At 61.9% G+C, this 26,630-nt stretch carries 24 protein-coding genes and 1 pseudogene; 13 read left to right on the top strand and 12 right to left on the bottom strand.

The features are described 5' to 3' along the window. The first annotated feature begins 29 nt into the window (after window positions 1-29). The 3 genes from NKJ12_RS05205 (at window position 30) to NKJ12_RS05195 (ending at window position 2,928) form a co-directional block, all read left to right on the top strand. Window positions 30-1,013, top strand: coding sequence for a sugar ABC transporter substrate-binding protein (locus tag NKJ12_RS05205; RefSeq protein ID WP_352701484.1), 984 nt, complete (start codon window positions 30-32; stop codon window positions 1,011-1,013). 200 nt (window positions 1,014-1,213) lie between these two features. Continuing rightward, window positions 1,214-2,194 carry an ABC transporter permease gene (locus NKJ12_RS05200; protein WP_023678771.1) on the top strand — a complete coding sequence of 327 codons (981 nt, stop codon included), beginning with the start codon at window positions 1,214-1,216 and terminating at the stop codon, window positions 2,192-2,194. 2 nt (window positions 2,195-2,196) lie between these two features. Next, a complete protein-coding gene (locus NKJ12_RS05195) occupies window positions 2,197-2,928 on the top strand; it encodes an ATP-binding cassette domain-containing protein (protein WP_352701483.1) in 732 nt (243 codons plus the stop codon). A gap of 52 nt (window positions 2,929-2,980) precedes the next feature. Here NKJ12_RS05195 and NKJ12_RS05190 read toward each other — a convergent pair whose 3' ends face one another. From NKJ12_RS05190 to NKJ12_RS05145, 10 genes are all read right to left on the bottom strand, one after another. Next, entirely contained in the window at window positions 2,981-3,979 is a 999-nt protein-coding gene (locus tag NKJ12_RS05190; protein WP_352507685.1) for a sugar-binding transcriptional regulator, read from the bottom strand. Between the two features lie 99 nt (window positions 3,980-4,078). Beyond that, window positions 4,079-5,134: a hypothetical protein gene (locus NKJ12_RS05185; protein WP_352701482.1), complete on the bottom strand. Its 1,056-nt coding sequence runs from the start codon at window positions 5,132-5,134 to the stop codon at window positions 4,079-4,081. Then, entirely contained in the window at window positions 5,135-6,217 is a 1,083-nt protein-coding gene (locus NKJ12_RS05180; protein ID WP_352701481.1) for an ABC transporter ATP-binding protein, read from the bottom strand. A 77-nt stretch (window positions 6,218-6,294) separates the two neighbouring features. Next, window positions 6,295-7,620 (bottom strand): iron-containing alcohol dehydrogenase, encoded by a 1,326-nt coding sequence (locus NKJ12_RS05175; protein WP_352701480.1) that lies wholly within the window; start codon window positions 7,618-7,620, stop codon window positions 6,295-6,297. Then, window positions 7,613-9,139: a xylulokinase gene (locus tag NKJ12_RS05170; RefSeq protein WP_352701479.1), complete on the bottom strand. Its 1,527-nt coding sequence runs from the start codon at window positions 9,137-9,139 to the stop codon at window positions 7,613-7,615. Before NKJ12_RS05170 ends, NKJ12_RS05175 begins: the two co-directional genes overlap by 8 nt. Before the next feature lie 64 nt (window positions 9,140-9,203). Beyond that, entirely contained in the window at window positions 9,204-10,733 is a 1,530-nt protein-coding gene (locus NKJ12_RS05165) for an ABC transporter substrate-binding protein (protein ID WP_352701478.1), read from the bottom strand. Between the two features lie 48 nt (window positions 10,734-10,781). Further along, window positions 10,782-11,681 carry a carbohydrate ABC transporter permease gene (locus NKJ12_RS05160; protein WP_352701477.1) on the bottom strand — a complete coding sequence of 300 codons (900 nt, stop codon included), beginning with the start codon at window positions 11,679-11,681 and terminating at the stop codon, window positions 10,782-10,784. Beyond that, window positions 11,681-12,583: a carbohydrate ABC transporter permease gene (locus NKJ12_RS05155; RefSeq protein ID WP_352702053.1), complete on the bottom strand. Its 903-nt coding sequence runs from the start codon at window positions 12,581-12,583 to the stop codon at window positions 11,681-11,683. The genes NKJ12_RS05160 and NKJ12_RS05155 overlap by 1 nt, the downstream gene beginning before the upstream one ends. 355 nt (window positions 12,584-12,938) lie before the next feature. After that, window positions 12,939-13,985, bottom strand: a complete 1,047-nt coding sequence (locus NKJ12_RS05150) for an NAD(P)-dependent alcohol dehydrogenase (RefSeq protein ID WP_352701476.1) — start codon at window positions 13,983-13,985, stop codon at window positions 12,939-12,941. 132 nt (window positions 13,986-14,117) lie between these two features. Continuing rightward, window positions 14,118-14,957 carry a hypothetical protein gene (locus NKJ12_RS05145; RefSeq protein ID WP_352701475.1) on the bottom strand — a complete coding sequence of 280 codons (840 nt, stop codon included), beginning with the start codon at window positions 14,955-14,957 and terminating at the stop codon, window positions 14,118-14,120. 530 nt (window positions 14,958-15,487) lie between these two features. Between NKJ12_RS05145 and NKJ12_RS05140 the strand changes: the two genes are divergently transcribed. Both NKJ12_RS05140 and NKJ12_RS05135 read left to right on the top strand, forming a co-directional pair. Then, on the top strand, window positions 15,488-15,754 hold the full coding sequence (locus NKJ12_RS05140) for an AbrB/MazE/SpoVT family DNA-binding domain-containing protein (protein WP_352701474.1): 267 nt from the start codon (window positions 15,488-15,490) through the stop codon (window positions 15,752-15,754). Then, window positions 15,751-16,148, top strand: a pseudogene (locus NKJ12_RS05135) (type II toxin-antitoxin system VapC family toxin). Before NKJ12_RS05140 ends, NKJ12_RS05135 begins: the two are co-directional and overlap by 4 nt. Window positions 16,149-16,307: 159 nt before the next feature. On the opposite strand, the gene NKJ12_RS05130 reads toward NKJ12_RS05135, so the two are convergent. Further along, window positions 16,308-17,099, bottom strand: coding sequence for a class I SAM-dependent methyltransferase (locus NKJ12_RS05130; RefSeq protein ID WP_352701473.1), 792 nt, complete (start codon window positions 17,097-17,099; stop codon window positions 16,308-16,310). Between the two features lie 143 nt (window positions 17,100-17,242). On the opposite strand from NKJ12_RS05130, the gene NKJ12_RS05125 reads away from it, so the two are divergent. From NKJ12_RS05125 to NKJ12_RS05115, 3 genes are read left to right on the top strand one after another with little or no spacing between them, the layout of a single operon-like run. Further along, a complete protein-coding gene (locus NKJ12_RS05125; RefSeq protein WP_352702051.1) occupies window positions 17,243-18,352 on the top strand; it encodes an ABC transporter substrate-binding protein in 1,110 nt (369 codons plus the stop codon). Next, a complete protein-coding gene (locus tag NKJ12_RS05120) occupies window positions 18,342-19,421 on the top strand; it encodes a FecCD family ABC transporter permease (RefSeq protein ID WP_352646232.1) in 1,080 nt (359 codons plus the stop codon). Before NKJ12_RS05125 ends, NKJ12_RS05120 begins: the two co-directional genes overlap by 11 nt. Continuing rightward, on the top strand, window positions 19,415-20,254 hold the full coding sequence (locus NKJ12_RS05115; protein WP_352701472.1) for an ABC transporter ATP-binding protein: 840 nt from the start codon (window positions 19,415-19,417) through the stop codon (window positions 20,252-20,254). Before NKJ12_RS05120 ends, NKJ12_RS05115 begins: the two co-directional genes overlap by 7 nt. 87 nt (window positions 20,255-20,341) lie before the next feature. Here NKJ12_RS05115 and NKJ12_RS05110 read toward each other — a convergent pair whose 3' ends face one another. Then, window positions 20,342-21,220, bottom strand: coding sequence for a GNAT family N-acetyltransferase (locus tag NKJ12_RS05110; protein ID WP_352646234.1), 879 nt, complete (start codon window positions 21,218-21,220; stop codon window positions 20,342-20,344). Window positions 21,221-21,456: 236 nt separating this feature from the next. On the opposite strand from NKJ12_RS05110, the gene argE reads away from it, so the two are divergent. The 5 genes from argE to NKJ12_RS05085 all read left to right on the top strand — a co-directional run bounded on the left by argE (window position 21,457) and on the right by NKJ12_RS05085 (window position 26,601). Then, window positions 21,457-22,581: an acetylornithine deacetylase gene (argE, locus tag NKJ12_RS05105; RefSeq protein ID WP_352701471.1), complete on the top strand. Its 1,125-nt coding sequence runs from the start codon at window positions 21,457-21,459 to the stop codon at window positions 22,579-22,581. A 16-nt stretch (window positions 22,582-22,597) separates the two neighbouring features. Further along, window positions 22,598-23,521 (top strand): 2-hydroxyacid dehydrogenase, encoded by a 924-nt coding sequence (locus NKJ12_RS05100; RefSeq protein ID WP_352701470.1) that lies wholly within the window; start codon window positions 22,598-22,600, stop codon window positions 23,519-23,521. Window positions 23,522-23,535: 14 nt separating this feature from the next. Further along, entirely contained in the window at window positions 23,536-23,892 is a 357-nt protein-coding gene (locus NKJ12_RS05095; protein ID WP_023678793.1) for a cupin domain-containing protein, read from the top strand. Between the two features lie 171 nt (window positions 23,893-24,063). Then, the gene (locus tag NKJ12_RS05090; protein ID WP_352701469.1) at window positions 24,064-25,107 is read left to right on the top strand and encodes a tartrate dehydrogenase; all 1,044 of its coding nucleotides are present in this window, start codon (window positions 24,064-24,066) and stop codon (window positions 25,105-25,107) included. A gap of 18 nt (window positions 25,108-25,125) precedes the next feature. Beyond that, window positions 25,126-26,601 carry an NAD-dependent succinate-semialdehyde dehydrogenase gene (locus NKJ12_RS05085; protein ID WP_352701468.1) on the top strand — a complete coding sequence of 492 codons (1,476 nt, stop codon included), beginning with the start codon at window positions 25,126-25,128 and terminating at the stop codon, window positions 26,599-26,601. Window positions 26,602-26,630: the final 29 nt, after the last annotated feature.

Genomic DNA, 26,630 nt, shown 5'->3' with positions numbered 1-26,630 from the left:
GAAGCAGCTTTCTACGGAGGAGGAGAACCATGAAGAAGCTACTTATCTCGGCAGCCTTGGGAGCAGTACTGGCTGGAGGCTCGACAATCGGCTCGCGCGCACAGGAGCCGATGAACATCGTCTTCACGCATCATTCGTCGGCGTCGAACCCGTTCTGGCAGGCGGTGAAGAAGGGGTTTGACGACGCCTGCGCCAAGATCCAGGCCAATTGCCAGATGGTCTTCACGCAGACCGAAGGCTCGATCGAGCAACAATCGGCCAACATGCAGGCGGCGCTCGCGGCAAAACCGGACGCGCTGATCACCTCGATCGTCGACAACAATGCTTTCGACCAGATCATCGCCGACGCCCGCGCTGCCGGCGTCACGGTGATCGCGTCCAACGTCGACGACACCGAGGGTGCAGCCGGCAATGCCCGCCAGGCCTTCATCGGCCAGGGCTTCATTCCCGCCGGCTACGAACTCGGCAAGAAGATGTCCGAGTTCTTCCCCAAGGAAGGCAAGATCAGGGCGCTCGTCGGCGTCTCCGCGCCCGGTCAGAACTGGTCGGAACAGCGCGCTACCGGTGTCATGAAGTTCCTTGAGGAATACAAGGCCGCGAATGGCGGACGCGAAGTAGTCATCGAACGGCTCGACACCGGCACAGATGGCGCCGTCGTCGCCGATCGAGTTGGCGCCTATCTGTCTGCCCACCCGGACACCACGGTGTATTTCGACACCGGCCTTTGGCATGCCTACGTGGCCCAAGTGCTGATCGATCGCGGCGTCGAGCCGGGCAAGGTGCTGATGGGCGGCTTCGATATCGTCTCGGAAGTCCTGCAACAGATGAAAGCGGGTTATATCCAGGTCCAGGTCGACCAGCAGCCCTACATGCAGGGCTTCATGCCGGTGATGGAATCCTATCTCGCCAAGAACGTCGGTTTGCTGCCGGCAGACATCGACACCGGCAAGGGCATCATCGTCAAGGAAGACGTGCCGAAGCTCAAGGAACTGGCCGCAAAAGGCGTGCGGTAGGCGGCGAAGCCGGCGTCCTCTCCTCGTTCTTTACGGGAGGGGGCAAGGGTGGGGGGCAGGCCGCGTGGCCTTTGGGCGTTTTAGCTCCACCCCTCATCCTGCCACCGCATCTCCCGGTCAAGGGCGGTAGAAGACAGACTGCCGCCATCCCCTTGCCGATGCGGCAAGCCAGCGCAAACAATCCCAAGCCGGAGCGAATGATGAAGCGCTTGATGAAGATTTATCTGGAGAAGCCGGAGCTTGCCGCGGTCGTGTTCCTGCTCCTCCTCCTTCTCGTCTTTCAGATACGCTCGAACGGCGTATTTCTGAACACACAGAACGTGCGTGGAATGCTTGGGCTGCTGCCTGAAATGGGGCTGGTCGCGATCGGCGTGACCCTGCTGATGATATGCGGCGAGTTTGATCTTTCCGTGGGCTCGGTCTTTGCGCTGACCCCGATGACGATGGCGGTGATGCTGGCGGCCGGCGTGCCGTTCGCGCCGGCCTTTGCCGCCGGCCTCGCGATCGCCGCCCTGATCGGCTTCTTCAACGGGTTCATAACGATTCGTTTCGCGATACCAAGCTTCATCACCACGCTTGGCATGCTGTTCATCGCGCGTTCGCTGACGGTGGTAATCTCCGGTGGCTTCCCTCCTGTCATTCCGGCCAACGCTCTGCCCAAATGGCTGTTTACGATCTATGTGGGGCCAGGCGACCTCTTTCGGATGTCGTTCTTCTGGTTTGTCGCCGTGGCAATCCTGGCGACGGTCCTTCTGTCGCGCACGAATTTCGGCAACTGGGTGCGCGCCACCGGCGGCTTTCTGCCTGCCGCGCAATCGATGGGCATCCCGACGGCCCGGGTGAAGGTCGCCTGCTTCATGATCTGTTCTGTGCTCGCCGGCTTTGCCGGCACCATTCAGGTGATGCGGCTCGGCGCGCCGCTGCCCTCGATCGGCGAGGGGCTGGAGTTGCAAGCCGTGTCGGCTGCCGTCATCGGTGGCGCCTCGCTGGCTGGCGGCATCGGCACTATCTTCGGCGGCATCATAGGGGCTGCCCTTATTCGCGTCATCGACAACGGACTGGTGCTGAGCCAGGTTGACGCCAACTGGTTCAAGATGGCAATCGGCTTCCTGACTATCTTCGCGGTCGTCGTGAATGCCTGGCTGCGAAAGCGGGGCAGGGCAATGAAGGTGGAGACGTGATCATGGCGGCACCCATTATCGCGATCAAGGGACTCCAGAAATGGTATTCCGGCGTCCACGCCTTGAAGAACGTCACTCTGGACATTTATCCAGACGAGGCCCTGGGCCTTGTCGGCGACAATGGCGCCGGCAAATCGACGTTGATCAACATCCTGTCAGGCACCCAAAAGCCCGATGGCGGCGAGATCAGGATCGAAGGTGAACCGGTCCTATTCTCGAATCCGCGCGACGCCATGGATCGCGGCATCGAGACGATCTACCAGTACAATTCGATGGTGCCGACCATGACCATCGCCCGCAACGTTTTCATCGGACGCGAGCCGGTGAAGGGCTCGGTTTTCGGCATCGGCATCCTGGACCAGAAGCGCATGCGTGATGAAAGTGTCAAGGCGATCGCCGACGTCGATCTGCATCTGAGGTCGCCGGACGCGCTGGTCGGCGAACTGTCGGGCGGCCAGCGCCAAGGCGTGGCGATCGCCCGGGCCATGCACTTCAAGTCGAAAGTCATGATTCTCGACGAGCCGACCAATCATCTTTCGGTGAAGGAGACGCGAAAGGTGATTGGCTTCGTTCGCGCGCTCAAGGCCCAGAACATCACCAGCGTCTTCATCAGCCACAACATGCATCATGTTTTCGAATGCTGCGACCGGGTCGTGGCCATGGCGCGTGGAGAGATCGTTCTCGACAAGCGGATCGGCGAGACTTCGATCGAGGAAATCCACGAGGTTCTGTGACGCGAAGAAGCGATCAGTCGCGAGCCGCTCTGCTGGTAGAGATCAGTCTGCGCTACGGCTTTTGCGCAAGGATCGCCTCAGCGGTTTTCTCGTCGGTGATCAGCACATCGACGACTCCCAGACGCAACACGGCGCGCAGCACCGGAACCTTGTCGAGGCCACCGGAGGGGAGGATCACAGTGTCGATGTCGCGCAGATGTTCGGGCGCGAGACCGATTACGCGATTGTTTAGCGGGTGATCGACGAGTTGTCCGTCGGCGCCGATCCAGTGGCCGCAAATATCGCCGACGGCTCCCGCCTCGCGGAGCGATTTGAGATCATCGTCGCCTACCAGTCCGATCCGAAAAATGGTGGCGTCCTTGTGCACCGCGCCCACCGAAACGAAAGCGGCGTCAACGTCGCGGGCATGGGTGAAGGCGTCTTCCAGAATGGACTGGCGCATAAGCAGATCGCGCGTGGCCTCAGTGTCCGTGAACACCGGTGCTGCGATGTAGAAGCATTCCGCATCGAAAAGCGCCGCGAGCCGCGAAGCGATCTCATAGATGTTGATCGCCGATCCGCGCGTGAGCCCACCAAGCAGGGAAACGACCGACATTCCTTTGACCGGGCGTACGGTCACTGACCGCAGACTAAGCTGGAGCGTCCGTCCCCATCCCACGCCCACCGATATCCCGTCGCGGATTCTGAGCGACAGGGCCTCACCGGCGGCGGCTGCGATGACCTGTGGCACCAGCGCAGGATCGGGTGGTGTCGGAACCACGATTGGATCCGAGACACCATAGGCGTCCCGCAGCCGGTGCTCCAGCTCGATGCAGTTCGCCACCTTCGAATTGATGCGAATCTGAACGATCCCCCGCTGGCGCGCGTGCGCCAGCATCCGGTTGACGCGAAGGCGGGTCAGGCCAAGAGACTTGGCAATTTGCGCCTGCGTGAGGTCACCGACGTAAGCAAGCCAGGCGGCGCGCACGAGCAGCCCTTCCTCACGATCAGCCGTGACCGAACTCGTTACAGCTTGGCGGCCGTCGCGTTTCTTTCGTGCGGGTTTCTCCATCAGATCATCCTGTCCACTCCGCGGCAGCGGGTCCAGAGCGGGCTCGGCCGAGCCATGTGCTCATCGATATGAGGCATCAATCGAGTTTCCCCGGCTCCGCTAGCCTCGATGATAGCGGTCGAAGGACAAAACCAGCGGAGCATCGTGACAAACCGCGTCGATGATGGCGGTCGTCAGCGGCAGGCGATCATGGGGAAGTACACCCCGGGCCATCATATTCTTCAAAGTCGGACCAAGGTCCAGCGCCAGTTGCGCTCCCTCGACCGTGTCCGAACTCATATGTTCGCGCTTCGCCACGGAATAGGGCAGGCCGCGGCCAAGCAGGCGCCCCATGCGACCGTTACGGCCCGCCTGGCAGGTCACATAAAGATCGCCGGAGCCTGCCAGCCCCAGCACTGTTTCGATTTTTCCGCCCAGAGCATCGACCAGAATCGCCATCTCCGCGAGGGACTGCGAGAAAAGTGACGAGGCAAGATTGTGCATGAGCGCACCATTGGGCGCCTTGCCGTCGCGCTCCAGCAGTCCGACGGGAGCCCCAACTGCGAGTGTGTAGAAATTCTTGAAAGCAGCGCAGATCTCGACGCCGACGAGATCGGGTGACGATCGCGCATGATAGAAAGGCGCGCGCAGAATGCGGTACGCCGCGGCCACCTGGTCGGGATCGTGCCCGGCCACGATCACAGAGGTGTCGCGCTGTGCCGCCAGTTCGCCGGCAATGCACGGTCCGCCGACGGCCATCACCGGGACAGACAAGCCGGTGCGTTGCTCGATCTCGCGGGCAAGCAGATGTGGCAGGATTTCGATGCCTTCGTCGCTTGCTGCAAGTCCTTTCGTAATCATCAGTATCGGCACCGGCAACTTGATGCTTTCTGCAATGCGCTCGATCGCCCAAGGAATGCCGGCCGACGAGACGCCGAGTACAAGCAGATCGGGTCCATCGTTCATCGCTGCCCCGAATTCGGTCCAGGACCTGGCGGCTACCATATCAGGCAGTGTGATGTTGAGGCGCGGATGACGACCTGTGCCGGCCACCAAGCCGACGATCTCCTCGTCGAGATGGGTGCCGACAAGAGTGATGCGGTTACCCGCGTGAGCGGCCGGAAGCGTCATGGCAGAGCCCATGACGCCGGCGCCGAGGATAACGACCTGGGCCATTCAGCTTCTTCCCTTGTCCAGTCGCTCGCCGCTGCCTTGGTCGAACAGGTGGATTCGCTCAGGCGCCGGTTCCAGATGGATTAAAGCTCCAGGAGAGAGCTCCATCCGGTCATGCAGCACCGAGCAGATCGCGGTGTTGCCCATGCTGGCAAAGATGTGGATTTCGGGGCCGGTCGGCTCGACAACCGTAATCCTGGCCGGAATGCCGCGCCCGTTGGCCACGGGTCGAAGATGTTCGGGGCGAATGCCGTAGATCACCCTTTGGCCGGGCCGGACCGCAGCCCCTGGCGGCAGCGGGAGGGATAGCTCGTCGGTCCGCACCACCCAGGCGTCACGCTCGGATGCCACCTCGCCATGCAACATGTTCATTGCGGGCGAGCCGATGAAAGAAGCGACGAACAGGTTTGCCGGGTGATCGTAGACATCGAGCGGGCGCCCGATTTGCTCGATACGGCCGTCGCGCATGATGACGATGACATCGGCCATGGTCATGGCCTCGATCTGGTCATGCGTGACATAGACCGTGGTGGTCTTCAGTCGCTGGTGGAGTTCCTTGATTTCGGTGCGCATCTGCACCCGCAGCTTGGCATCGAGGTTGGACAGCGGCTCGTCGAACAGGAACACAGTTGGGTCCCGCACGATGGCGCGGCCCATGGCGACGCGCTGCCGCTGGCCGCCCGAAAGCTGGCGAGGGTACCGTTCCAGATAGGGAGTCAGGTTGAGGATCGATGCCGCCCACCCGACCTTCTGTTTGATTTCTTCGTTGGGGCGCTTCTTCAACTGCATGGAAAAGGCCATGTTGTCGAAGACGGTCATGTGCGCATAAAGCGCGTAATTCTGGAAGACCATCGCGATGTTGCGGTCTTTGGGGTGAAGCGTGTTGACGACCCTGTCGCCTATGGCGATCTCACCGGACGTGATGGGCTCGAGACCGGCTATCATGCGCAACAACGTGGACTTGCCGCAGCCGGACGGCCCCAACAGAACGACGAACTGGCCATCCTCGATCGAGAGATCTAGTCCATCGATAATCGAGAGGGCGCCATAGTCCTTCTTTATGTTGCTGATGGTGACAGACGCCATAAATTCCTACCCTTCGATTGCCCTTGCCGGTTGGATCTCATTTTCGCCATGCGAGCCATTGGCGATCGGATGCGCTCTCACCATTGGCTGTCCAGAAATTCTTCCAGGAGTCCTGCATCGGCGGCCAGATTGACAAAGGACCAGCGGCCGCGGATTTCTCGCGAATAGCGAATGGCATCGTGCCAAAGCGCGCGCGGCAGGCCTAGTTCCGCGCCGGTGACCGGCCCCCCCGCAGCCTTCAGGGCTGCCTCCATGCGGGCAACCGGCATTGCCATTGGCCGAACCTCCTGGCGCAGGGCCGGCCAGATTTCCGCGAGTTTCCGGTTGAAGATTTCCGTCTGGCTGGCGTCGAGTGCTGTCTTCCGCATCTCGGCAATGCAAAGTGGTCCAAGCTGCGCTCCATAGCGGGCCAGCATCGCCGCCTCGTCGATGACGGTTGGCTTTGCCTGCGGCGGCTCTTCCATGTCCAGCAGCCGCGCTTGCAGACGCGCCATGACCAGCGAGGCAACCCCAACCTGCTGGCCGTGCGTGGTGCCTGGATGATGTGCTTGCGCGAACATGTCGACCCAATGGGAGATCTGGTGCTCCCCCATGGACCCGGGATGGGAAACGCCGGCAAAGCACACGCCCATCGAGCACAGCGTCAGGACGCGCTGGAGATGTCCGACGGCGGTGATGTCGTGCCTGGCAAGGCCAGGCGCATGGGCCAGCATCGGTTCCTCATCGCCCGCCTGAAGCAGATAAGGCACCTCGGAATAGTAAGTGCCGAACAGCCGATGCGAAGCCCACCAGTCGGTCTGGGCGGTGGAGCGGCAGAGGCTGTCGCCAAGCCCGGCGGCGCTGAGCCAACTGGGTGCTGCAGCCGACACGCCAAGGTCCAGGAAGATGCCTCGCGGAGCATGCGAGGGCAGCGAGATCTTGAGCCCTGAAGCCAACGTCACCGACGCTGTCGAGGCGCCATAGCCATTCATCGAGGCCGCCGTGCCGAAGACGGCATAGGGCCGCTGGTCGAGGAAGGTTGCATGCTTGCAGCTGTCGTTGAGGACGCCGGACCCGACGGCCACGACGCCTTCGGCGTGACGCGTCTTCTCCCTGACCATCTGGATCGTTGCCTCATCGCAGTCGAGGCCGTCAGGCAGCACGATTTCGTCGATTTCGGCGATGGCACGCAGCGCCTTCGCGACGCGCCTGCCCATCACATCGACGGTGTTGATGTCGGAGACCACGGCGATGCGGCTGCCTAGCGCCAGGGGCGCAACGAGATCCCCCTCGCGGCCCTCCGTCGTCTCCAGCAATTCGATTGTTTGGAACGGCAGGACCGCGGCTGCGCCTGTCTTGGGATCTGTCCAGCGTCCTGCGACAACGTCCTCGATCAAGGCGTTCCAGTTGCTCGCTTCAGCCATGATCGGTCTCCATGAAGGCCGCGAGACGCTGGTTCCAGGTTGAAAGCGTTGGCCAAAGATCGGCATGGATCGCAAGAAGTTCGGCGTAGAGCGTGGCCCGTTTCGCGTCCGGTTCGAAGGTTTTGGCCGGCTCGCTGGCCATTGCGAGCGACGCTTCGGCGATGGAGGAAAACCAGCCCACGCCCTTTGCCGCCGCCATCGCCGCGCCAAGCGAGGAGGCTTCCACCGTCGTCGAACGCTTTATGGGATGATCGAGCGCATCCGCCAGAATCTGCATCCACAGGTCGGATTTCGCTCCTCCGCCGATGGCTATGAATTGGCCGATGGTCTGGGCGGCCGCTGCGGCGGCCCGCTGACTTGTCGCGGCCTGATGCAGCGCTATACCTTCCAGCACGGCACGATAGATGTCGCCGCGGCTGCTCGAGCCGGACAGCCCGGCAATCACACCACGGGCCCTACTGTCCCAGTGCGGGTCCATGACGCCCTGCCAGTAGGGAAGAAGCATTATGCCGCCTGCGCCGATCGGGCTGGCAGCGGCTTCGGCCTCGAGCGCTGCCAGGCCGCTTGCGCCATGCAGATCGACGCCAAGCATTTCGCGCGCCATCCAGTCGACGAGAAAAGTGCCGGCGCGAAGGCACGTCTCGTAGATATAGCCATCATCGGCGACCGCCGTCTCGGTGCGGAAGGCCTGGTCATGGACGTAGTCCGTGCCAAAGCTGCCGGAGACGACCGCCGTGCCGAGATTGATGTAAGCGCATCGCGGCTGCAACACGCCAGCGCCCGTTCCGGCGCATTGACCGTCGCCGCCGCCGGCGACGATCGGCGTGCCCTCCCGCAGGCCCGTCAGTATGGCGGCTTCCGAAGTCAGTTGGCCCAGAACGCTGCCGGGCCTCGCCAGGTCCGGCATCATTCCCCGCGCCACGCCCGCGGCGTCCAATATTTCGTTGGACCAGTCCATAGCTCGCATATCGAGTATGCCCATCGGGTCGGCGGATGCGGTGGACGTCACCCACCGGCCGCTCAAGCGAAAGACCAGATAGCCATGGACTTCGGCCATTCGCTCCACGCGGGCAAAAATCTCGGGCTCTTCCTCGCGAAACCAGATCATGCGGTAAAGGCAAGGAATGACGTCCAGAGGCTTGCCGGATATTGCGTGGACGCGTGCCGCGCCGAAACTCTCGCCGAAGCGCCGTGCTTTCCCACGGGCGCGCTCATCGAGCCAGAGCGTCGCCGGCCCGACCGCTTGGCCCTGCTCGTCGAAAAGGCCGAAGCTTTCGCGCTGGTTGGCAATCGCAAGGGCGGCAATGCGTGCCGGCGAAACTGTTGCCGCGACAGCACGAAGCGCCGCAACCGTCGAGGCCCACCACTCGGCCGGATCCTGCTCGAAATAGCCCGGCCGCGGGTTGGACATTGCAAGCGGTGCACGACCTTCAGCCACGGCCAGCCCATTGCGGTCCCAGGCGATCGCCTTGGTTGCCGAGGTCGAGGAATCGATGCCGATGACGAGATCCGGAACCATTGCCGCCACATTGCCAAAGGGCGAGGGCGGTGGAAGCCGCCTTCGCCCAAATCACGACGAGTCGCTAAAGACCGGCGTCCTTGACTTTGCCGTCGACAATGCCGGCGATGGCATCGAGGCACGCTTTGGCATTGCCGCCATAGTCTTGGCCCGTAAGCAATTTGCCGAGCTCAACCGGAATGTCGTTGTTCGACAGATCCGCCCAGATCGGCATGTCCGGCTCCGATCCCATCTGGTTGTCGATCGTGTATTTGATCGCGTCGAAGTGGCGTGTCGTTCCAGGCCCGACGACGGCCTTCGCCTTCACGCGAGGATCGGTGAAGGAAGAATTGCGCATCGGCGAGGCGCCGCCGCCGAGCGTCGATACCCGCGCCATCACATCCTTCGAGCAGACCCACTGCATGAACAGCCATGCCGCTTCCTTGTTCTTGGAATATTGCGACAGCGAAATCGTCGAACCGCCCTGGTGACCAACGGCCGGGATTTCGTTGAAGCCGCAATCGGCGGCGGCGCGACGACCGGGAACCTCCTTGGGCGCGGGCAGGGCCTCGAACAGGCCTTTGACCTTGGAATCGTTGGCGTCGAAGCCGGGGAAATCTTCGCCCCAGGTGATTGCCATCGCGGCCTGACCCTGTGTCAGTGCCTGTCCCTGACCGTCCCAAGTCCATGTCGTCGCAGAGGGCGGCGAGTTCTTGACCAGCTCCTGATAGAATTGCAGCCCGGCCACGCCGCGCTCGTCATTGCCGACAAACTTCTTGTCTTTGTTGAAGATCGAACCGCCATGGCCCCACAACGCGAAGGTCCAGTCGCATTCGAGCGAATAGTGGCCGGACTTCGCCTGGCACGCGGTGCCGAAGATGCCGTTGCTTTTTTCTGCCTCTGTGAGCGCCTGCACGGCCTTGAGGTAGGCGTCGAGGTCTGTCGGCAGCGCAATGTTGTGTTTGTCGAAAAGATCCTTGCGGTACATCAGGATGAAGATCGGAATATCGAACGGGATTCCGCACTGCTTGCCGTTGTACATGGCGATGCCGTCGACCAGCGGCTTGGAGAAATCGTCCCAGTCGAAGTTGGGCATCGCCAGGTTCTTGTTCTGGTCATAATACTCGCGCGGATCGACGACATCCTGTGCAAACGTCGCCATCCAGGACTGATCGAGATAGTAGACGTCATAGGTGCCAAGCTGGCCCTGCACATCTTGCGTCGCCTTGGCGAGAACCTGCTCCAGCGGCACGATCTCGACTTCCACCTCAATGCCGGTGGCCTTGGTGAATTCACCCGCGACAAGCTGGTTGGCGACGATCGTTGGCGGCGTCGCTTCCGAAGTGTAGCGGATTTTGGTGCCGGCATACGGTTTGCCGACATCGGCCAGCCACTTCAACATATCGGCGTCCTGGGCGCGGGCTTCTTCAACCCCGAGGCCCAGGATCCCCCGATTGGTGCGGCCGCCACCTAGCATGGCTGATCCAAAGGCAGAAAAGCCGACACCGGCGAGCGCCATCTTCCTCATGAAGTCGCGTTTGGTTATTCGGCGCGCCGTAAAGTCGTTGCAGGTATCGGCGACGAATGTCTTCTTGTCGTGTTCTCTGAAGCTCATGATCGTTCCTCCGTTGCGTTTTTTGTCGTCGTTCTTCTCGCCTGCGCCTCACTCCTTCAGGGACCCGAGGGTGAGGCCGCGGACCAGATGCCGTTGAACCAGCAGGATAAAGATGAAGCTGGGTATGATCGCGGACGTGCCGAGCGCTGTGATGTAGCCCCACTCGGTTGCGGTTGAGGTGACAAAGGTCGAGATCTTCACCGGCACGGTGCGGATCGACGTTGTCAGGAACAGTGAGAGCAGGAACTCGGTCCACGAAAAGATGAAACACAGCACAGCCGTCGCAGCGATGCCGCCCTTGACCATGGGAAGGACCACGCGCCGGAACGTCTGCCAGCGTGTTGCGCCGTCGATCAGCGCCGCCTCATCGACCTCGCGCGGAACATCGTCGAAGAACGACTTCAAAAGCAAAACCGCCAGCGGCAGATTGATCAAACTGTGAACGAGGATGAGCCCCGTATAGGTATCGCGCAAGCCGAGATCGCGGAACATGAAAACGATCGGAATGACGATCGCGATTGGCGGCATGAAGCGCTGCGAAAGAATCCAGAACAGAAAGGACTGCTGGCCGCTGAACTGCATTCGCGACAGGCAGTAGGCGGCCAGAGTTGCCAGCAGCAGCGTCAGCGCCGTCGATCCGACGGCTATGATGGCACTGTCGAGCAACGACTGGCGGGAATCATAGGAACTGGCGCCCCCCTTGATGACCCCGGCCGCTTCGCCGCCCTGTTCCATGCCGATGTCGACGCGCGAAACGCCAAGCAACGTCACGCGGTAGTTGTCCGGCGTTGGCGTGAAACCGGTGTAAACCGGTCCGCTGCGATCGAAGATCGCCGAATAGGGTTTGATGGACGACAGGGCCCACCACGCGATTGGAAACATGAAGATCGCCACCACCAGGACGGCGAGCACGTCACGGGCGATCGCTTGGGCGCGCGACGGCTCCATCAGAACCTCACCTTGAACAGCCTGACGAAGACGTTCGACACGACGATCAAGACGACGAGCACAATCAGCGACAGGGTCGCGGCATAGGGGAAGTCTCCCGTGAAGTAGATTCGACCCGCGTAGAATGAAAGCGTCTCGGTGGCCGTGCCTGGCCCGCCAGCGGTGATGATGTAAACGTAGTCGTATATGCGAAAGAGATCGACGCCGCGGATCAGCACCGCAACCGCTATCACCTTGCGCAGCATCGGCAATGTGAGCCGCCAGAACGTCTGGATGCCGGTGGCGCCGTCGATCGCCGCTGCCTCGAAAGGTTCCTTCGGCAGCGCCCTAAGCCCTGCCAGGATGATGAGCACCATGAACGGCGTCCATTGCCATATGTCAGCCAGCAGGATCGCCGCCAATGCGGTTCCGGGCTGCGTCAGGATCGGCTGTGCCGGCGAGATCAGGTCGAGGGCATACAGGTAGAACGACAGGACGCCGAAAGAGCCGTCCTGCATCAGCAGGAACATCATTCCGGTCACCGCAGGCGGCACCACCAGCGGCAGTGTCATTAGCGCCCGCAGCACCCCGTAACCTTTGCGATCGGTGTCAAGCAGAAGCGCGATGAGGATGCCGAGCGCAAGCTGAACCGCAAGCGCGACGAAGGTGTAGATCAGCGTGGTCTCCAACGAATGCCACATGCGCGGATCCGAGAAGGCACGCGTCCATTGGTGGAGCCCGGCGAAGTCAAGTTGCCGGGAGACGACATTGCGTTTGTGAAACGACAGCCAAACTGAATAGGCGAGGGGGTAGATGCCGAAAACGAGAAGCATCACCGTGATCGGCGCGAGCCAGGGGAAAGGATGCTCGGCCGTCATGAACCGGGGCAGGGCCCATCTGGGCGTTTCGCGGGTCACGGTCATCGTGCTCACGCGCAAATCTCCGCTCGGTCACAGAGATGCATCGGCCTTCTCCCTATCGGCCAGATTGTGCCAACTTGAACTTTTGTAAGTTTGTTGTGCCTTTTGTTAAGAGCGTGTCGGACGGCCGCCGATTTGTCAAGTGTCGGTTCCCTCAGCACTCAAGGGATTTGCTCGTGGTCCCAGAGGATCCCGTCATCGCCGGGTGTGGAGTTGTTTTTGGAGGGAGCGCCGCCGATAAATGCCGTGTGTCAGCACCAAAAGCGCTCAGGGCTGCCGTCAGCCAGCCTTGGCGGCCCAAGAAGCTACGCAACGCACAGGAGATCGGGAGGGCAGCCCGGGGGATTTGGAACTCGCCTTAATCCGGCAATTGGATCTGAAGCTTTACGTCCGCCGGCCGGGCTTCGACCGCGCGATCAAATGCGGTGATGGAGTCTTCGAAGGGGAAGGTCGCCGAAATCAATGGTTTGAGATCGACCCGACCCGATCCCATCAGTGCGATCGCCCGGTCATATTGGTGGGCATAGCGGAATACCGTCTCGATGCGAATTTCCTTGGTAGAGGCCGTAGCGATGTCGAACGCCACCGGCGCGACCGGCAGGCCGACCACCACCACGGTACCACCGGGCCGCGGCAGATCGAGCAGGGTCTCCCATGCCTTGGACGAGCCCGAGCATTCAAACACCACGTCGGCGCCCCAGCCATCGGTCAGGCGCTTGACCTCCGCCGCCAGGTTCTTGTCGCGGACGTTGATCGGGATCACACCCTGGTAGCCGGCGGCAATGTCGAGCTTGGGTTGGGCGAGATCTGCTACAACGGCGCGGGCGCAGCCGCCGGCGAGCGCGGCGATCGCCACCATCGTGCCGATCGGCCCGGCGCCAATCACCACCGCGGTGTCACCCGGCGCAATCTTCGCTTTGGCCGCCGCCTGCATGCCGACAGCGAAGGGCTCCACCATCGCGCCCTCGGCGAAGCTGACATTGTCGGGCAGTTTGAAAGTGTAGTTGGCGGGGTGGACGACATAGGGCGTCAGCACGCCGTGGATCGGCGGCGTTGCCCAGAACCTGACCGCTGGATCGATGTTGTAGAGGCCGAGCCGGCTCGCCCGCGAATTGGGATCGGGGATACCCGGCTCCATGCAGACGCGGTCGCCGACCTTCAGATGCTCGACGCCTTCACCCGTTCCGACGACGGTGCCGGCGGCTTCATGGCCCAAGACCATCGGCGCTTCGACCACGAACGGGCCGATGCGGCCATGTGTGTAGTCGTGCACGTCGGAGCCGCAGATGCCGACAGTGTGGATTTTGATGCGAACTTCGCCCGGGCCGACGGTCTGTGGTAGATCGATGTCACGCAGCTTGAGTTCGTGTTGGCGTTCGAGGACAAGGGCGCGCACGTTCGTCATCGACGTAGTCTCCTCTAAAGCCGATCGTAGGGGCCTTTAACCCTCTACGGGTATACACACCGTCCATCTATGCATCATTGTTCTCCGGGCTGGCGCTGTGGCCCCGATAGACGCGATCGAGCGCAGGCAGGTTCAGTTGGTGCTGGTTGTGGGGGTGAACCCGCACTGCTTCTGTTCCATATCGATCTGTTTCGTGATGCGGACGGCGTTCTGCGCGTAGGCCTCCGTCACTGAGCCACTATTCACGGTCTTGCCCTTCAGCGGACTCACGCCTGCGCAGAGGTGGAAAACATGCGGCTCGGCGGACTTCGCGGCTCCGGCTTCCGGCGCGATCCAGTAGACGACATCCTGACCGGCGGGGTGGCTCGCGTCCCGCGTCGCCGCCGTTACCGCGGCGGTGTCCGTCGCGATCGCCTGCGCCTGAGCGGCGACATCGGGCGAACAGGCGGTGGTGGGCTGCCCCGACTTGATCTGGGCTGCGCATGCGTTCATATCCTGGGTGTACTGTTCGACCGACGGGGGGTTGAAACTGATCCCCATGACCGTCGCGAGCACGGCCAGCGCAGCGCCGACGCCGCCGGCAACCTTCTTGGTCCGCGGATCCATGTTTTTGTCGGTGAGGATCAAGAAAACCAGCGGGAGGAAGGCAATCAGCGTGATGATTGCGCCGAGCTGGTTTTGGAAGAAGAACCTGGCCGCGTCGGATGCACGGGCCGGATCGTGCCTGTTGGCCGCCTTCCACAGCAAGTTGCCGGCGATTGCGAAAATCGCGATGCCGACCAGAAGGCCGATGACCAGCGGCAGGTGTGCCTGGTCGAACTTGTTCTGGCGAAGCAGCATGATTCCGTAGATCTCGCCGCCAATGGCGACGATCCACGAGAGTGCGGCGAAAAGGCGAAGACGCGTGGCGGAGGACTTCTGGCCCTGCGTCGCTTGCCAATCCTTGGTAACGTCTGGCTTGTTGTCGGTCATTGACCAGATCCCCTGATATCGACACTTCTGCGGGCAGCGTTAGACCAGAAGGCCAACCGCCCGGCGCAGCAGCATTGAACGAGCGCCACCTGCCTTAGCGACACCGCGAAAATGTGATCGCCACGGCAGGCCTCATCTCCATTGATAATTCATATTGCGCATGAGTGGGTCCGTCCAGACCCACGCAGGCACACGCTATGCGGCGATGGCTCCGTTCTTCTCAATCTCCGGCTCGACCTTGACGTAGCGGACTGACAACTTACGGCCAATAAATGCGACTTAGAGTATCTGCTCGGCAAAGAGGGCTCCTGTACAACTCCGACGTCGCAGGGGGCAGATCAACCGGTTCGGCCAACATCAGAATCAGTCGAACGAGGGGGCGAGCGCGAATCCACGATGCCTGACGGCTTTCTAAAAGGCATCAATGCCATTCAGTCGCCGCATGGACGCCAAGCTTTGGCCCCCCGACCATCTGCATTGATAATAATGCAGATTTGCATGATCTTATCGCGAGAACAGGAATGTTTAACATGGCAACGTTGACAGTGACGACAAGGGGACAGGTGACGTTCCGCAATGACGTGCTGCAACATCTGGGCATCAAACCGGGCGAGAAGATCGAGCTTGATCTGCTGCCCGACGGTCGGGCGGAATTGAGGGCTGCACGGGCGAACGGGTCGTTCCGGGACCTCCACGGCTTCCTCAGAGGCAAGACGAACGGCCGGGTGCTCAGCATCGAGGAGATCAACGAGGCGATAGCGGAAGCGGGCGCGGCGGCCGGGTCCGGCAAGAAATGAGGGTGACGGCCGACACGAATGTGCTGCTGCGCGCCTATGTCGCCGATGATGACGCGCAGGCCGCCATTGCCGTCGACCTGCTGGCCAAAGCGGACATCGTGGCCGTGAGCTTGCAGGCTTGTGCGAGTTCGCCCGGGTTCTGGCCCGGCAGTACCAGACAGAGCGCGAAAATATTGCCGCGGCGATCCGGGCGTTGCTGAACACCGCGAATGTTGTCGTCAACCGGCCGGCAGTTGAGTCAGGGCTGTCAGTCCTCGATGCCGGCGGCGATTTCGCGGACGGCGTGATCGCTTTTGACGGCGGCTGGCTTGGCGGGGAGACTTTCGTCTCGTTTGACCGGAAGGCCGTCAAACTGCTCTCGGCGCAGGGACAATCCGTACAGCTTCTTTTCTAAGTCTCTTTCCGCGGTGGTCTTTCGCCCTGTGCTGTCGCGTCTTTAGAGGCCGCTGCGAGCAATCGGATTCTGTCTGCGCTACGGATGTCAGATCAGAATGGCGGGGTGGGAGCCGACGATCGCCGATAGATGGTTGTGGAAATCGTTAGAATTCCCCAACTACCAGGCCGACTTGGTCGCGCAAATCGCGTAGCGATGCTGCGTCGAGCGTTCCAGCGCCCTGAGGAAGTTCATGTGCCGCGCCTGCGCACGATGAGTTGCGCCGAGCCGGGTGTCGACCACGGGCATCTCAAAGCCAGCCTCAACCAGAAGCGCGCAGACCTCGTCCGCTTTGGCGCCGCGCGAAAAGTGCAGCCGTGACAGGATGCTGCGATGGCGGTCCGCCATCACCTGATCCAGTTCGTGGACCGGCCCGACCGTCCGGCCAACCGCCCTTTCCAGGACTTGTCGCAGAGGGGTTAGCCAGGTCGTACTGACGAAATCACCATCAATAATCAGCAGCCGTCCGCCCGGCTTGAGCAGCGAGAACCATTCGGCGAATGCCGCTCGCGGATCCACCAACGTCCAGACGAGATGACGAGTGACGAGGACGTCGTAGCTTTCTGCTTTTTCAAGGGTTCGCTCGGCGTCACCGATCAGAAACCGGATGCCGCTTTCCCTCTGCGTCGCCTTTGCACGCGCGCGGGCAAGCATGGCCTCTGACCAATCGAGCCCGGTCACGGCATAACCCAGGTCGTGCATGAGATGGGATATGACCCCGGTGCCGCAAGCGAGGTCGAGAGCGCGACGCCCATCCCCGCGCCCCAAGTGCTTGAGTATCAGCCTGTGCCAGGCCAGGCGTTCCCGCTGTGAGAAGATTTCATGCCCCACCGAAAGGTCGAATGTTCCGGCGCGCGTCGACCAATAGTCGCGTATCTCGTCCCGCAGCGAATAATTGGGCTCGCCCGCCATTCCAGACCCCTTGTCGTCGTACCAGTCTGGAATGGCTCTAAAAGATATTTCTTGAGAATTGAAGTCATCTTTTATAAGCCACCTCCGGCTGATCCATTTCAAGAGAGGGCGCGATGAATTTCGGAAAGATCCCAGCAGCGACGATGGCGGCCGCTATCGTCGCTCTGTCGATGACGCTGGCCGCCAGGGCCGAAATGGTTGCAGTGACTGACATCACGGGCCGCCAGGTCAAGGTGAACGTGCCTGTCGAGAGGGTAATCCTGGGTGAGGGCCGGCAGGTCTATCTCGTCGCGGCGCTCGACACCGAGGATCCGTTCAAGCGCATCGCTGGCTGGCGCGAGGATTTCAGCCAAGCGGATCCGGACAACTACGCCGCCTATCTGGAACAATTCCCAAGGATGGCGAATATCCCCACATTCGGCGGTTTCAAGGACGGCACTTTCGACGTCGAGCAGGCGATATCGCTCAAGCCCGACGTCATCGTGATGAACATCGAGTCGAAGCAGGCCACGGAAGACGCCAAGTATATCGAGAAGCTCACCGCTGCCGGCATTCCGTTGGTTTATGTCGATTTCCGCGAGCGTCCCTTTACCAACACCGAACCCAGCATGCGCCTGTTTGGCAGGCTGTTCGGCAAGGAGGAGCGCGCCGAGGAATTCATCACCTGGCGCGCCGCCGAGATCGCGCGCGTTACCGACGTAATCGAGAAGGCCAAGCCGGAAAGGCCCAAGGTCTTCATCGAACGCGCCGGCGGCTATTCAGACGATTGCTGCATGAGCTTCGGCGACGACAATTTCGGCAAATTCGTTGAGATGGCAGGCGGTGACAACATCGCCAAGGACATCATCCCCGGCACCTTCGGCACACTCAATCCCGAACAGATCATCGCCTCCGACCCGGATCAGATCATCGTCACCGGCGGCTCGTGGGACGCCTATGTATCGGGCGGTGCCTGGGTGGGCGTCGGCCCCGGCCGTGATGAGGCGGAGGCGGTGCGCAAGCTGAAGGCGCTGACCGAGCGGCCGGCTCTGACCGGCGTGAAGGCCGTCGAGGACGGCGCGGTGCATGCCATCTGGCATCAGTTCTACAACAGTCCTTATCAGTTCGTGGCCGTCCAGCAGATGGCGAAGTGGCTGCATCCCGATCTTTTCGCCGACCTTGATCCTGAGGTGACCTTCAGCGAGTTGCACAAGAAATTCCTGCCCATCGCATACAGGCCCGGCCACTGGGTCTCGCTGACCGATGTCGATTGAATCGGCGGCCGTCAGCACCGCGCTCGACAGCACCGATGGACGAGGGCGTTACCGCGCTCTCGTCTGGCGGCGGCAGTTGATCCTTGCCGGCCTCGGCGCTGCTCTGCTCTTCAGCCTGTGCGTCGACCTTGCGGTCGGTCCCGCCCGCTACGACCTCGGTGAGGTCGTGCGGGCCCTTGTGTTCCCCGACACCGTGCCGCAGCAGGTGCGCGTGGTGCTCTGGGACATCCGCATGCCGGTGGCCCTGATGGCGATTGTCGTAGGGGCGGCGCTCGCCGTGGCCGGCGCGCAGATGCAGACCATCCTCAACAACCCGCTGGCGAGCCCCTTCACGCTCGGCATATCCGCCGCCGCGAGCTTCGGCGCCGCGCTTGCGCTTGCCTTCGCGGTGAGGCTTGTCCCCGCCGCAGTCGAGTATGTAGTGCCGATCAACGCCTTCGTGATGGCGATGCTGGCGGCCTTCCTAATTCACGTGCTGAGCGTCAAGCGCGGCGTCAGCGCGGAGACCATCGTGCTGCTCGGCATCGCGCTGGTTTTCACCTTCAACGCCCTGCTCGCGCTCGTCCAGTTTTTCGCGTCGGCGGAAGCGCTGGCGGCGGTCGTCTTCTGGACAATGGGCAGCCTCACCAAGGCCACCTGGCCTAAGCTTGCGGTCACCACATTCATTCTCCTCGCAGTCTTACCCATTTTCGCCCGGCGCGCCTGGGCGCTGACTGCGTTGAGGCTCGGTGAGGACAAGGCGGCCAGCTTCGGCGTCAAAGTCGGTCGCCTGCGGCTCGAGACGCTCATCCTGGTGAGCCTCCTCGCCGCCATTCCCGTCGCCTTCGTCGGCACCATAGGTTTTATCGGCCTCGTGGGCCCGCACATCGCGCGCATGGTCATCGGCGAGGACCAACGCTTCTTCCTGCCCGCATCGGCCCTCGCGGGCGCGCTCATCCTGTCGGCCAGCTCGGTCGTCAGCAAGTCGCTTATCCCGGGGACGGTCTTCCCGATCGGGATCGTCACCTCGCTGATCGGCATTCCCTTCTTCATCTCGCTCATCCTGTCCAGCACGAGGCGCTCATGGTGACGATCCGGCTTGAGGCGCTCGGCGCGCGCTACGGCACGAGCCTCCGGCTTCGGGATGTGACGACGCCAGCGTTCGAGGGCGGAGACATTGTGGCCGTGATCGGTCCGAATGCCGCCGGGAAGTCGACGCTCTTCAGGCGAATCGCCGGCCTCCTGCACGGACCGGGAGCAATGCATGTCGAGGGGGCCATTCGCGGGACGAGCGGCATCTGCTACATGCCACAGGAAACGTCCGCCAACGCGGTGCTCACCGTCTATGAGTCAGTGTTGCTCGCCCGCAAGCAGGGTATGGGCTGGTCCGTGGGCGACGATGATCTGGCTCGCATCGACGAGATCCTTGCGGCGCTCGGCATCGCCGACATCGCTTTCCGCAACATTGGCGAGCTTTCCGGCGGCCAGCGGCAACTCGCCAGCCTGGCACAGACGCTGGTGCGCGAGCCGGAGGTCCTGCTGATGGACGAACCGACATCAGCACTCGATCTGTCGCGGCAGGTGGAAGTGCTCGGTCTCATGCGCGAACTTGCCAGGGCGCGAGGCATGGTCGTGCTGATCGCCCTGCACGACCTCAATCAGGCCCTGCGCTTCAGCGATCAGACAATGGTCATCGCGGACAGCCGGCTGGTCGCATGCGGGCCAACGCGGGACATCATCACCTCACATCTGCTGCGGGACATTTATCATCTCAACGCGCGCATCGAGCCGTGCTCGCGCGGCATCGGCCATGTCATCGTGGATGGCGTGGCGGATGGGCGTCGGACGCTCACAATGCCGGCAGCGGAGACCGAATCCGGGCTTCGGAGCAGATTCGAGGCGGCAGCCGTTCCGGCCGCGTGACGGCAACGGCATTAAGCCGGTTGATCGACGCCCGCACTGATCGACCTGGTCCTCTAACCGCTGGTTGAAGGCGACAGCGTGCTGCATTCAACTCAAGGCGTGGCCGGCCAATCCATAGACCCAAGGCCCATTGTCTTCCCGGTTCAGAAAGCGGCGCCCCTTGGACATGGTCGTAACGGTCTCGGCAATGCCGAGGCCGCACTGCTGGAGAAACGCGGCAAACACGCCATCCTTCTCGCGGGTGTCGACACGGGCAAATCGTCCTGCCAGTCCGTTCAGATGCACGGCTGTAAGATGGACCGCGTCGAGATCGTTTCGCGCGACCATCGGGCCGATCACGTGACCACGCCCGAACTCGCGACACATGGAATAGCCGACGATCTCGCTGCCGCGGCTCAAAGTGCAGATTGAGGCATCGGCCGCGAGCAACGTGAGCAGCCTCTCGCGGTTTGTCCCAAACGCGCGGGTGTCCAGCGCCGTGATTTCCTTCAGCCTGTCGCTCGACAGCGCCTGCAATTGACCGTCCAGGGACGGCACTGTTGGGAGGATCGGTGGGACTTCACCCTGGCGCATGTATACAGTCGCCTCGGTCGTGAAACCGAGTGAGACATAAAGAGGATAGGCAGCATGGGTAGCATTGAGTGCCAAGTTGCGATCGCCGCACTGCTCGAGGACTAGGTCCATGAGCCACCGGCCGCCTCCTTGCGCTTGCGTGCGGGGCGTTGTGATCACTACGCCGATGGTGGCGAAATCGTTCCCGTGAGGAAACCACATCGCGCTGCCGAAAACGCGTCCAATACCATCAACGGCAACGATGCCCTGGCCGGCGCGACGCAGTAGGTTCCAATCCTTCGGCCGATGAGGCCAGCGGACTGAGATCGACAGCGCGTGCAGCAGCTCAACGTCGACATCATTGATGTCCCGCGCGACCAGTTCGAAGGATTTCAGGCGTACTGATCTCTGCATCTCAGTCGATCCTTCAACAAATGCGCAAGGCACGCGGTGTGACGTTGTGATCGATCGCCGTGTCGCGACATGCCTCTTTTGCCGTAGCATTATACGGGAAAGCCAGCAGGTTTCGCTGGTTCGAGGTGCTTTTTCGCAATCTTCGGCCAAAGCATGACGCAATTCGGCAGCGAACTCTGCTGCCTGCGGATACGCTGGTTGCACCCGGTGATAATGTGCGATTAGAGCGGACCGCCATGAACGTGGAAGAAATCCTCGCGACGCTGATTGGATTTCCCTCTGTTGTGGGCACGCCAAACCGCGCGATCGTCGATTGGATCCGCGACTACTGTCAGGCAGCCGGAGCCGAGGTGACGGTTCTGCCCGGTCCCGAGGGCGACCGGTCCAACCTCTTCGTGACGATCGGCCCGCGCCAGGGTCGGGGCTACATCATCTCCGGACATATGGATGTCGTGCCGGCCGGCGAGCCGGAATGGAGCTCGGATCCGTTCGTCCTGCGCCGCGAGGGCGGCAGGCTATACGGCCGCGGCACCACCGACATGAAGGGCTTCCTCGCCTGCGCATTGGCCGCGCTCCCAGGACTTGCGGCGATGAACCTGCGGCAGCCAGTTCATCTCGCATTCTCCTATGACGAAGAGGCGGGGTGCCGTGGTGTGCCGCATCTCCTGGCCGCGTTGCCGAGCTTATGCGAGAGGCCGCTTGGCGCCATTGTCGGCGAGCCGAGCAGGATGCAGCCTGTGCGCGCGCACAAGGGGAAGGCCGCCGCGCGGCTCGAGGTGATCGGGCGATCCGGCCATTCCTCACGCCCCGATCTCGGACTCAATGCTGTGCACGCCATGGCCAGCGTCATCACATACGCCGTGGTCTACGGCCAGTCCCTCGCCGACGGGCCGCTCGATGAAAATTTCGAGCCCCCATATTCTTCCTTGCAGGTGGGCGTCATCGCCGGTGGACAGGCGGTCAACATCATCCCTGGCCAATGCACAGCCGATATCGAGGTGCGCGCCGTGCCCGGCGTTTCTCCAGCCTCCCTGCTTGAGCCTGTCAAGACCCGGCTTTTCGCCCTGCGAGACAGTGGCTTCGATGTGGCGTGGCACGAGTTGAGCACCTATCCCGCCCTCGCGCCCGCGAACGGGAGCGCGCTAGCGGCCGTTCTGACCGAGCTGACGGGGCAGGAGCCGCTCACAGCCGTCAGCTTCGGCACGGAGGCCGGGCTTTACCAGCAGGCCGGCATCGACGCGATCATTTGCGGTCCTGGCGACATCGGCCGTGCCCATCGTCCCAATGAGTATATCGAGATCGGTGAACTCGCCGCTTGCCGGAAGATGATCGAGGGGCTTGGCGCGCGTCTTGCGGCCTGAAGGAAGGGCGGTCGCCATGGCGTTTCTTTTCAATTCCGATGCGGCGCGTGCTGCGGTCTTCCGCGAGATATTCGCGCGCGAGCTCCCGGATCTGGATTTCTTCCATTCCGGAGATGAGATGGAGCCGGAGAAGGTGCGCTATCTCATCACCTGGACGGTGCCGGACGAGATCTCGCGCTACCGCAATCTGGAAGTGCTGTTTTCCATCGGCGCGGGCGTCGACCAGTTCAAGCAGGACGTGGTGCCAAGCCATGTGAAGCTTGTGCGCATGGTCGAGGACGGCATCATACGCATGATGCAGGAATACGTTGCGCTCGGCGTGTTGGCGCTCCACCGCGAGATGCCCGCTTATCTTGAGCAGCAGAAAAGATGCCTCTGGAAACCGATTGCCGCTCGACAGGCGGCCGAACGCCGGGTTGGCTTTCTCGGCCTTGGCATGCTGGCCCGCGCGGCTATCGAGCGTTTGAAGCCGTTCCAGTTTCAGCTTGCCGGGTGGAGCCGCAGCGAAAAGCGGATCGAGGACGTCGCCTGCTTTCACGGCACGGACCAACTCGCGGGCTTTCTGAAGCAAACGGATATTCTCGTTTGCCTGCTCCCGCTCACGGAACAAACGCACGGCATGCTCGACGCGGAGTTCTTCCACTTACTGCCCGCCGGGGCTCAACTGCTGCATGTCGGCAGGGGTCAGCAACTGGACCAGACCGCGCTGATCGATGCGCTCGACACCGGTCACGTATCTGCGGCGATGCTTGATGTCACCGATCCAGAACCGCTTCCGGAAGACCATCCGCTGTGGTCGCATCCGAAGGTGATGATAACGCCGCACATCGCCTCGGTGACGCAACCGCATACGGCGGCACAATCCGTCGTCGACAACATCCGGCGCCACCGCGCCGGAGAAGAACTGATCGGCCTCGTCGATCGGACACTCGGCTACTAACCAGGAAACATCACATGTCACTTCTGATCACGATCGACACAGTTCCAGACTTCGCGCCGAAGGAGGCATTACCGGCTCCGGAGCGGCTCATTTCCGGCAATCCATCCTTCAAGACCTGGGCGCAGGATGCCTCGAAAGGTGAGAAGGTTCTGACCGGCGTCTGGGAGGCGACGCCCGGCGAGACGCATTCGATCAAGGGCACTATCTACGAGTTCTGCCATATCGTTTCGGGTCTCGTCGAAATCGAGGAGAAGGGCGGTGAGACCAAGACCTACCGCGCCGGTGACAGTTTCGTGATGAAACCGGGTTTCGTCGGCGTCTGGCGCACGATCGAGACCGTACGCAAGATCTACGTCTGCGTTTATGACTGAGTTCAGTGCTCAAGGTCCGGCCGAATAGCGCGCGGCGGTTCCAGAACAATCGGCTTTCCAGGTTCCGCCTGACGCGATTCGACGCCGTCGGAGGCATCAACCTCGACGGAAAATGCGGCGGGCGGTCGACTACTGTTGCGGCGACGCCAGTGCGAATGAGGACCTCCATCCATGAAGACCTACAAGATAGCGCTGATCCCCGGCGACGGCATCGGCCAGGACGTGACGCAGGCGGCATGGCAGGTGCTGCAGGCGGCGGCTAAGCAGGGCGGTTTCGCCCTTGATGACACAAGATTCCCGTGGTCGTGCGCCTACTACCTGGAGACCGGTGCAATGATGCCGTCAGACGGCATCGAGACACTCCGAAAATTCGATGCGATCTATCTCGGCGCTGTGGGCTGGTCCGCGGAAGTGCCCGACTCAGTATCGCTTCACGGACTGCTCCTGCCGATCCGGAAAGGCTTCACGCAGTATGCCAACATACGACCGCACCGGCTGTTGCCGGGCGTTCAGGGGCCTCTCCGCTCCGATGGTTTCGATATCCTGTGCATCCGCGAGAATACGGAAGGCGAATATTCCGGCGCCGGTGGGCGCGTTCATTCCGGCACGGCCGATGAGGTCGCGGTTGAGACTGCGATCTTTACGCGTACGGGTGTCGAACGGATCATCCGTTTCGGTTTCGAACAGGCGCGGGCGCGTCGCAAGAAGCTCGCATCTGTCACCAAATCCAACGCGCAGAAACACTCCATGGTTTTCTGGGATGAGGTCACGCGCGAGGTGGCGAAAGACTATGCCGACGTGGAGGTCTCGCACTACCACATCGACGCCATTGCCGCCCGCATGGTCCTGGTGCCGGAAAGCCTCGACGTGATCGTCGCATCGAACCTTTTCGGCGACATCCTCACCGATATTGGAGCGGCCATTCAGGGAGGGCTGGGTTACGCCGCCTCCGCCAATATCAATCCCGATCGCAGCGTGCCTTCCATGTTCGAGCCGGTCCATGGTTCGGCGCCCGACATCGCGCATCTCGGCGTCGCTAATCCGATCGCCGCGATCTGGTCCGGTGCCATGATGCTCGAGCATCTGGGCGAGGGGCACGCTGCGGCCGAAGTGATGTCGGCAATCAAGTCCGCAACCGCGCGGGGGATTGGCACGATCGCAGGCAAGGACAGGACTGAAACGATCATGCAGGCCGTGCTGGCAGGATTAAGCTGAAAGGGCAGAGGAAAGACCATGAATGCGATGACGAAGATTGGCATGTTCAACGACTCCGACCTTTTTCGCCAGCAGGCGCTGATTGGCGGTGTCTGGCGGGATGCGGAAACGAAGGGCGCGGTCGATGTCATTGACCCTGCCAGCCAAAGTGTTCTCGGCACCGTTTCCGCCATGGGGGAGAACGAGACGAGGGCGGCAATCGATGCCGCGGCCGAGGCATTCAAAGGCTGGAAGAAAAGGACGCATGCCGAGCGTGCAGGATTTCTGGAACGCTGGCACGACCTCATCCGCCAGCACGAACAGGATCTCGCGCTCCTGCTGACGCTGGAACAGGGCAAGCCGCTTGCCGAGGCGTTGGCGGAAATCCGCTACGGCGCATCTTTTGTGAAATGGTTTGCGGAGGAGGCGCGCCGGATCGGTGGCTCGACCATTCCGTCACCCACGGCCGATCGCCGCATTCTGGTGCTGAAAGAACCCGTCGGCGTCTGCGCCATCATCACGCCGTGGAATTTCCCCAACGCGATGATCGCACGCAAAGTAGCACCGGCGCTGGCCGCAGGTTGTACGGTTGTCATCAAGCCGTCGGAATTTACGCCATTCTCGGCGCTGGCGCTCGGCGTTCTGGCGGAACGGGCAGGTATCCCTGCAGGCGTGATCAACATTGTGACCGGCATGCCCGTCGAAATCGGCAACGAACTGATGGCCAATCAGACGGTGCGCAAGATCTCGTTCACCGGTTCGACCCGCGTCGGTGCGCTGCTCATGCGTGGCGCCTCCGATAGCATCAAGCGGCTGAGCCTGGAGCTTGGCGGCAACGCACCCTTTATCGTCTTTGACGACGCCGATCTGGATAAGGCAGTTGAAGGGGTGATCGCATCCAAGTTCCGCAATGGCGGTCAAACCTGCGTCTGCGCGAACCGGATTCTTGTGCAGGAAGGCGTTTACGACGCTTTCGCCGAAAAGCTGAGCCGGCGCGTCACGCGGATGAAGGTTGGCGCAGGGACCGATGAGGGCACTGAGATCGGCCCGATGATCAACGCAGCCGCGATCGACAAGATCGAGCGTCACATCGCCGATGCTCAGGCGAAAGGCGCGCAGATCATCGCCCAAAGCGAGACGATGCCGGAGGGTAAGCAATATGCACGGCCCGTCGTGCTGGGAGAAGCTACTGCGGGGATGCTCCTGGCATCGGAAGAGACGTTCGGTCCAGTGGCGCCGCTTTTTCGCTTCGAGACGGAGGAAGAGGCCATCGCCATCGCGAACGGTACGCCGTTCGGCCTTGCCGCCTACTTCTACACCGACAACCTCAAGCGCTCATGGCGTGTTGCCGAGGCACTGGAGTTCGGTATGGTCGGGCTCAACACAGGCATGATCTCGACCGAGGTTGCGCCTTTCGGCGGTGTCAAGCAGTCGGGAGTGGGGCGCGAAGGATCGCAGCTCGGCATCGAGGAATATCTCGAGGTCAAGGCGCTTCATGTTGGCGGGCTTAACTAGTTATCTTGCACGCACGTGGAAATACCTGC

Source organism: Mesorhizobium sp. M0195 (assembly GCF_040322115.1).
In the GTDB taxonomy this organism is placed as follows: Bacteria; Pseudomonadota; Alphaproteobacteria; order Rhizobiales; family Rhizobiaceae; genus Mesorhizobium.
This window is presented reverse-complemented; position numbering and strand designations above follow the sequence as displayed.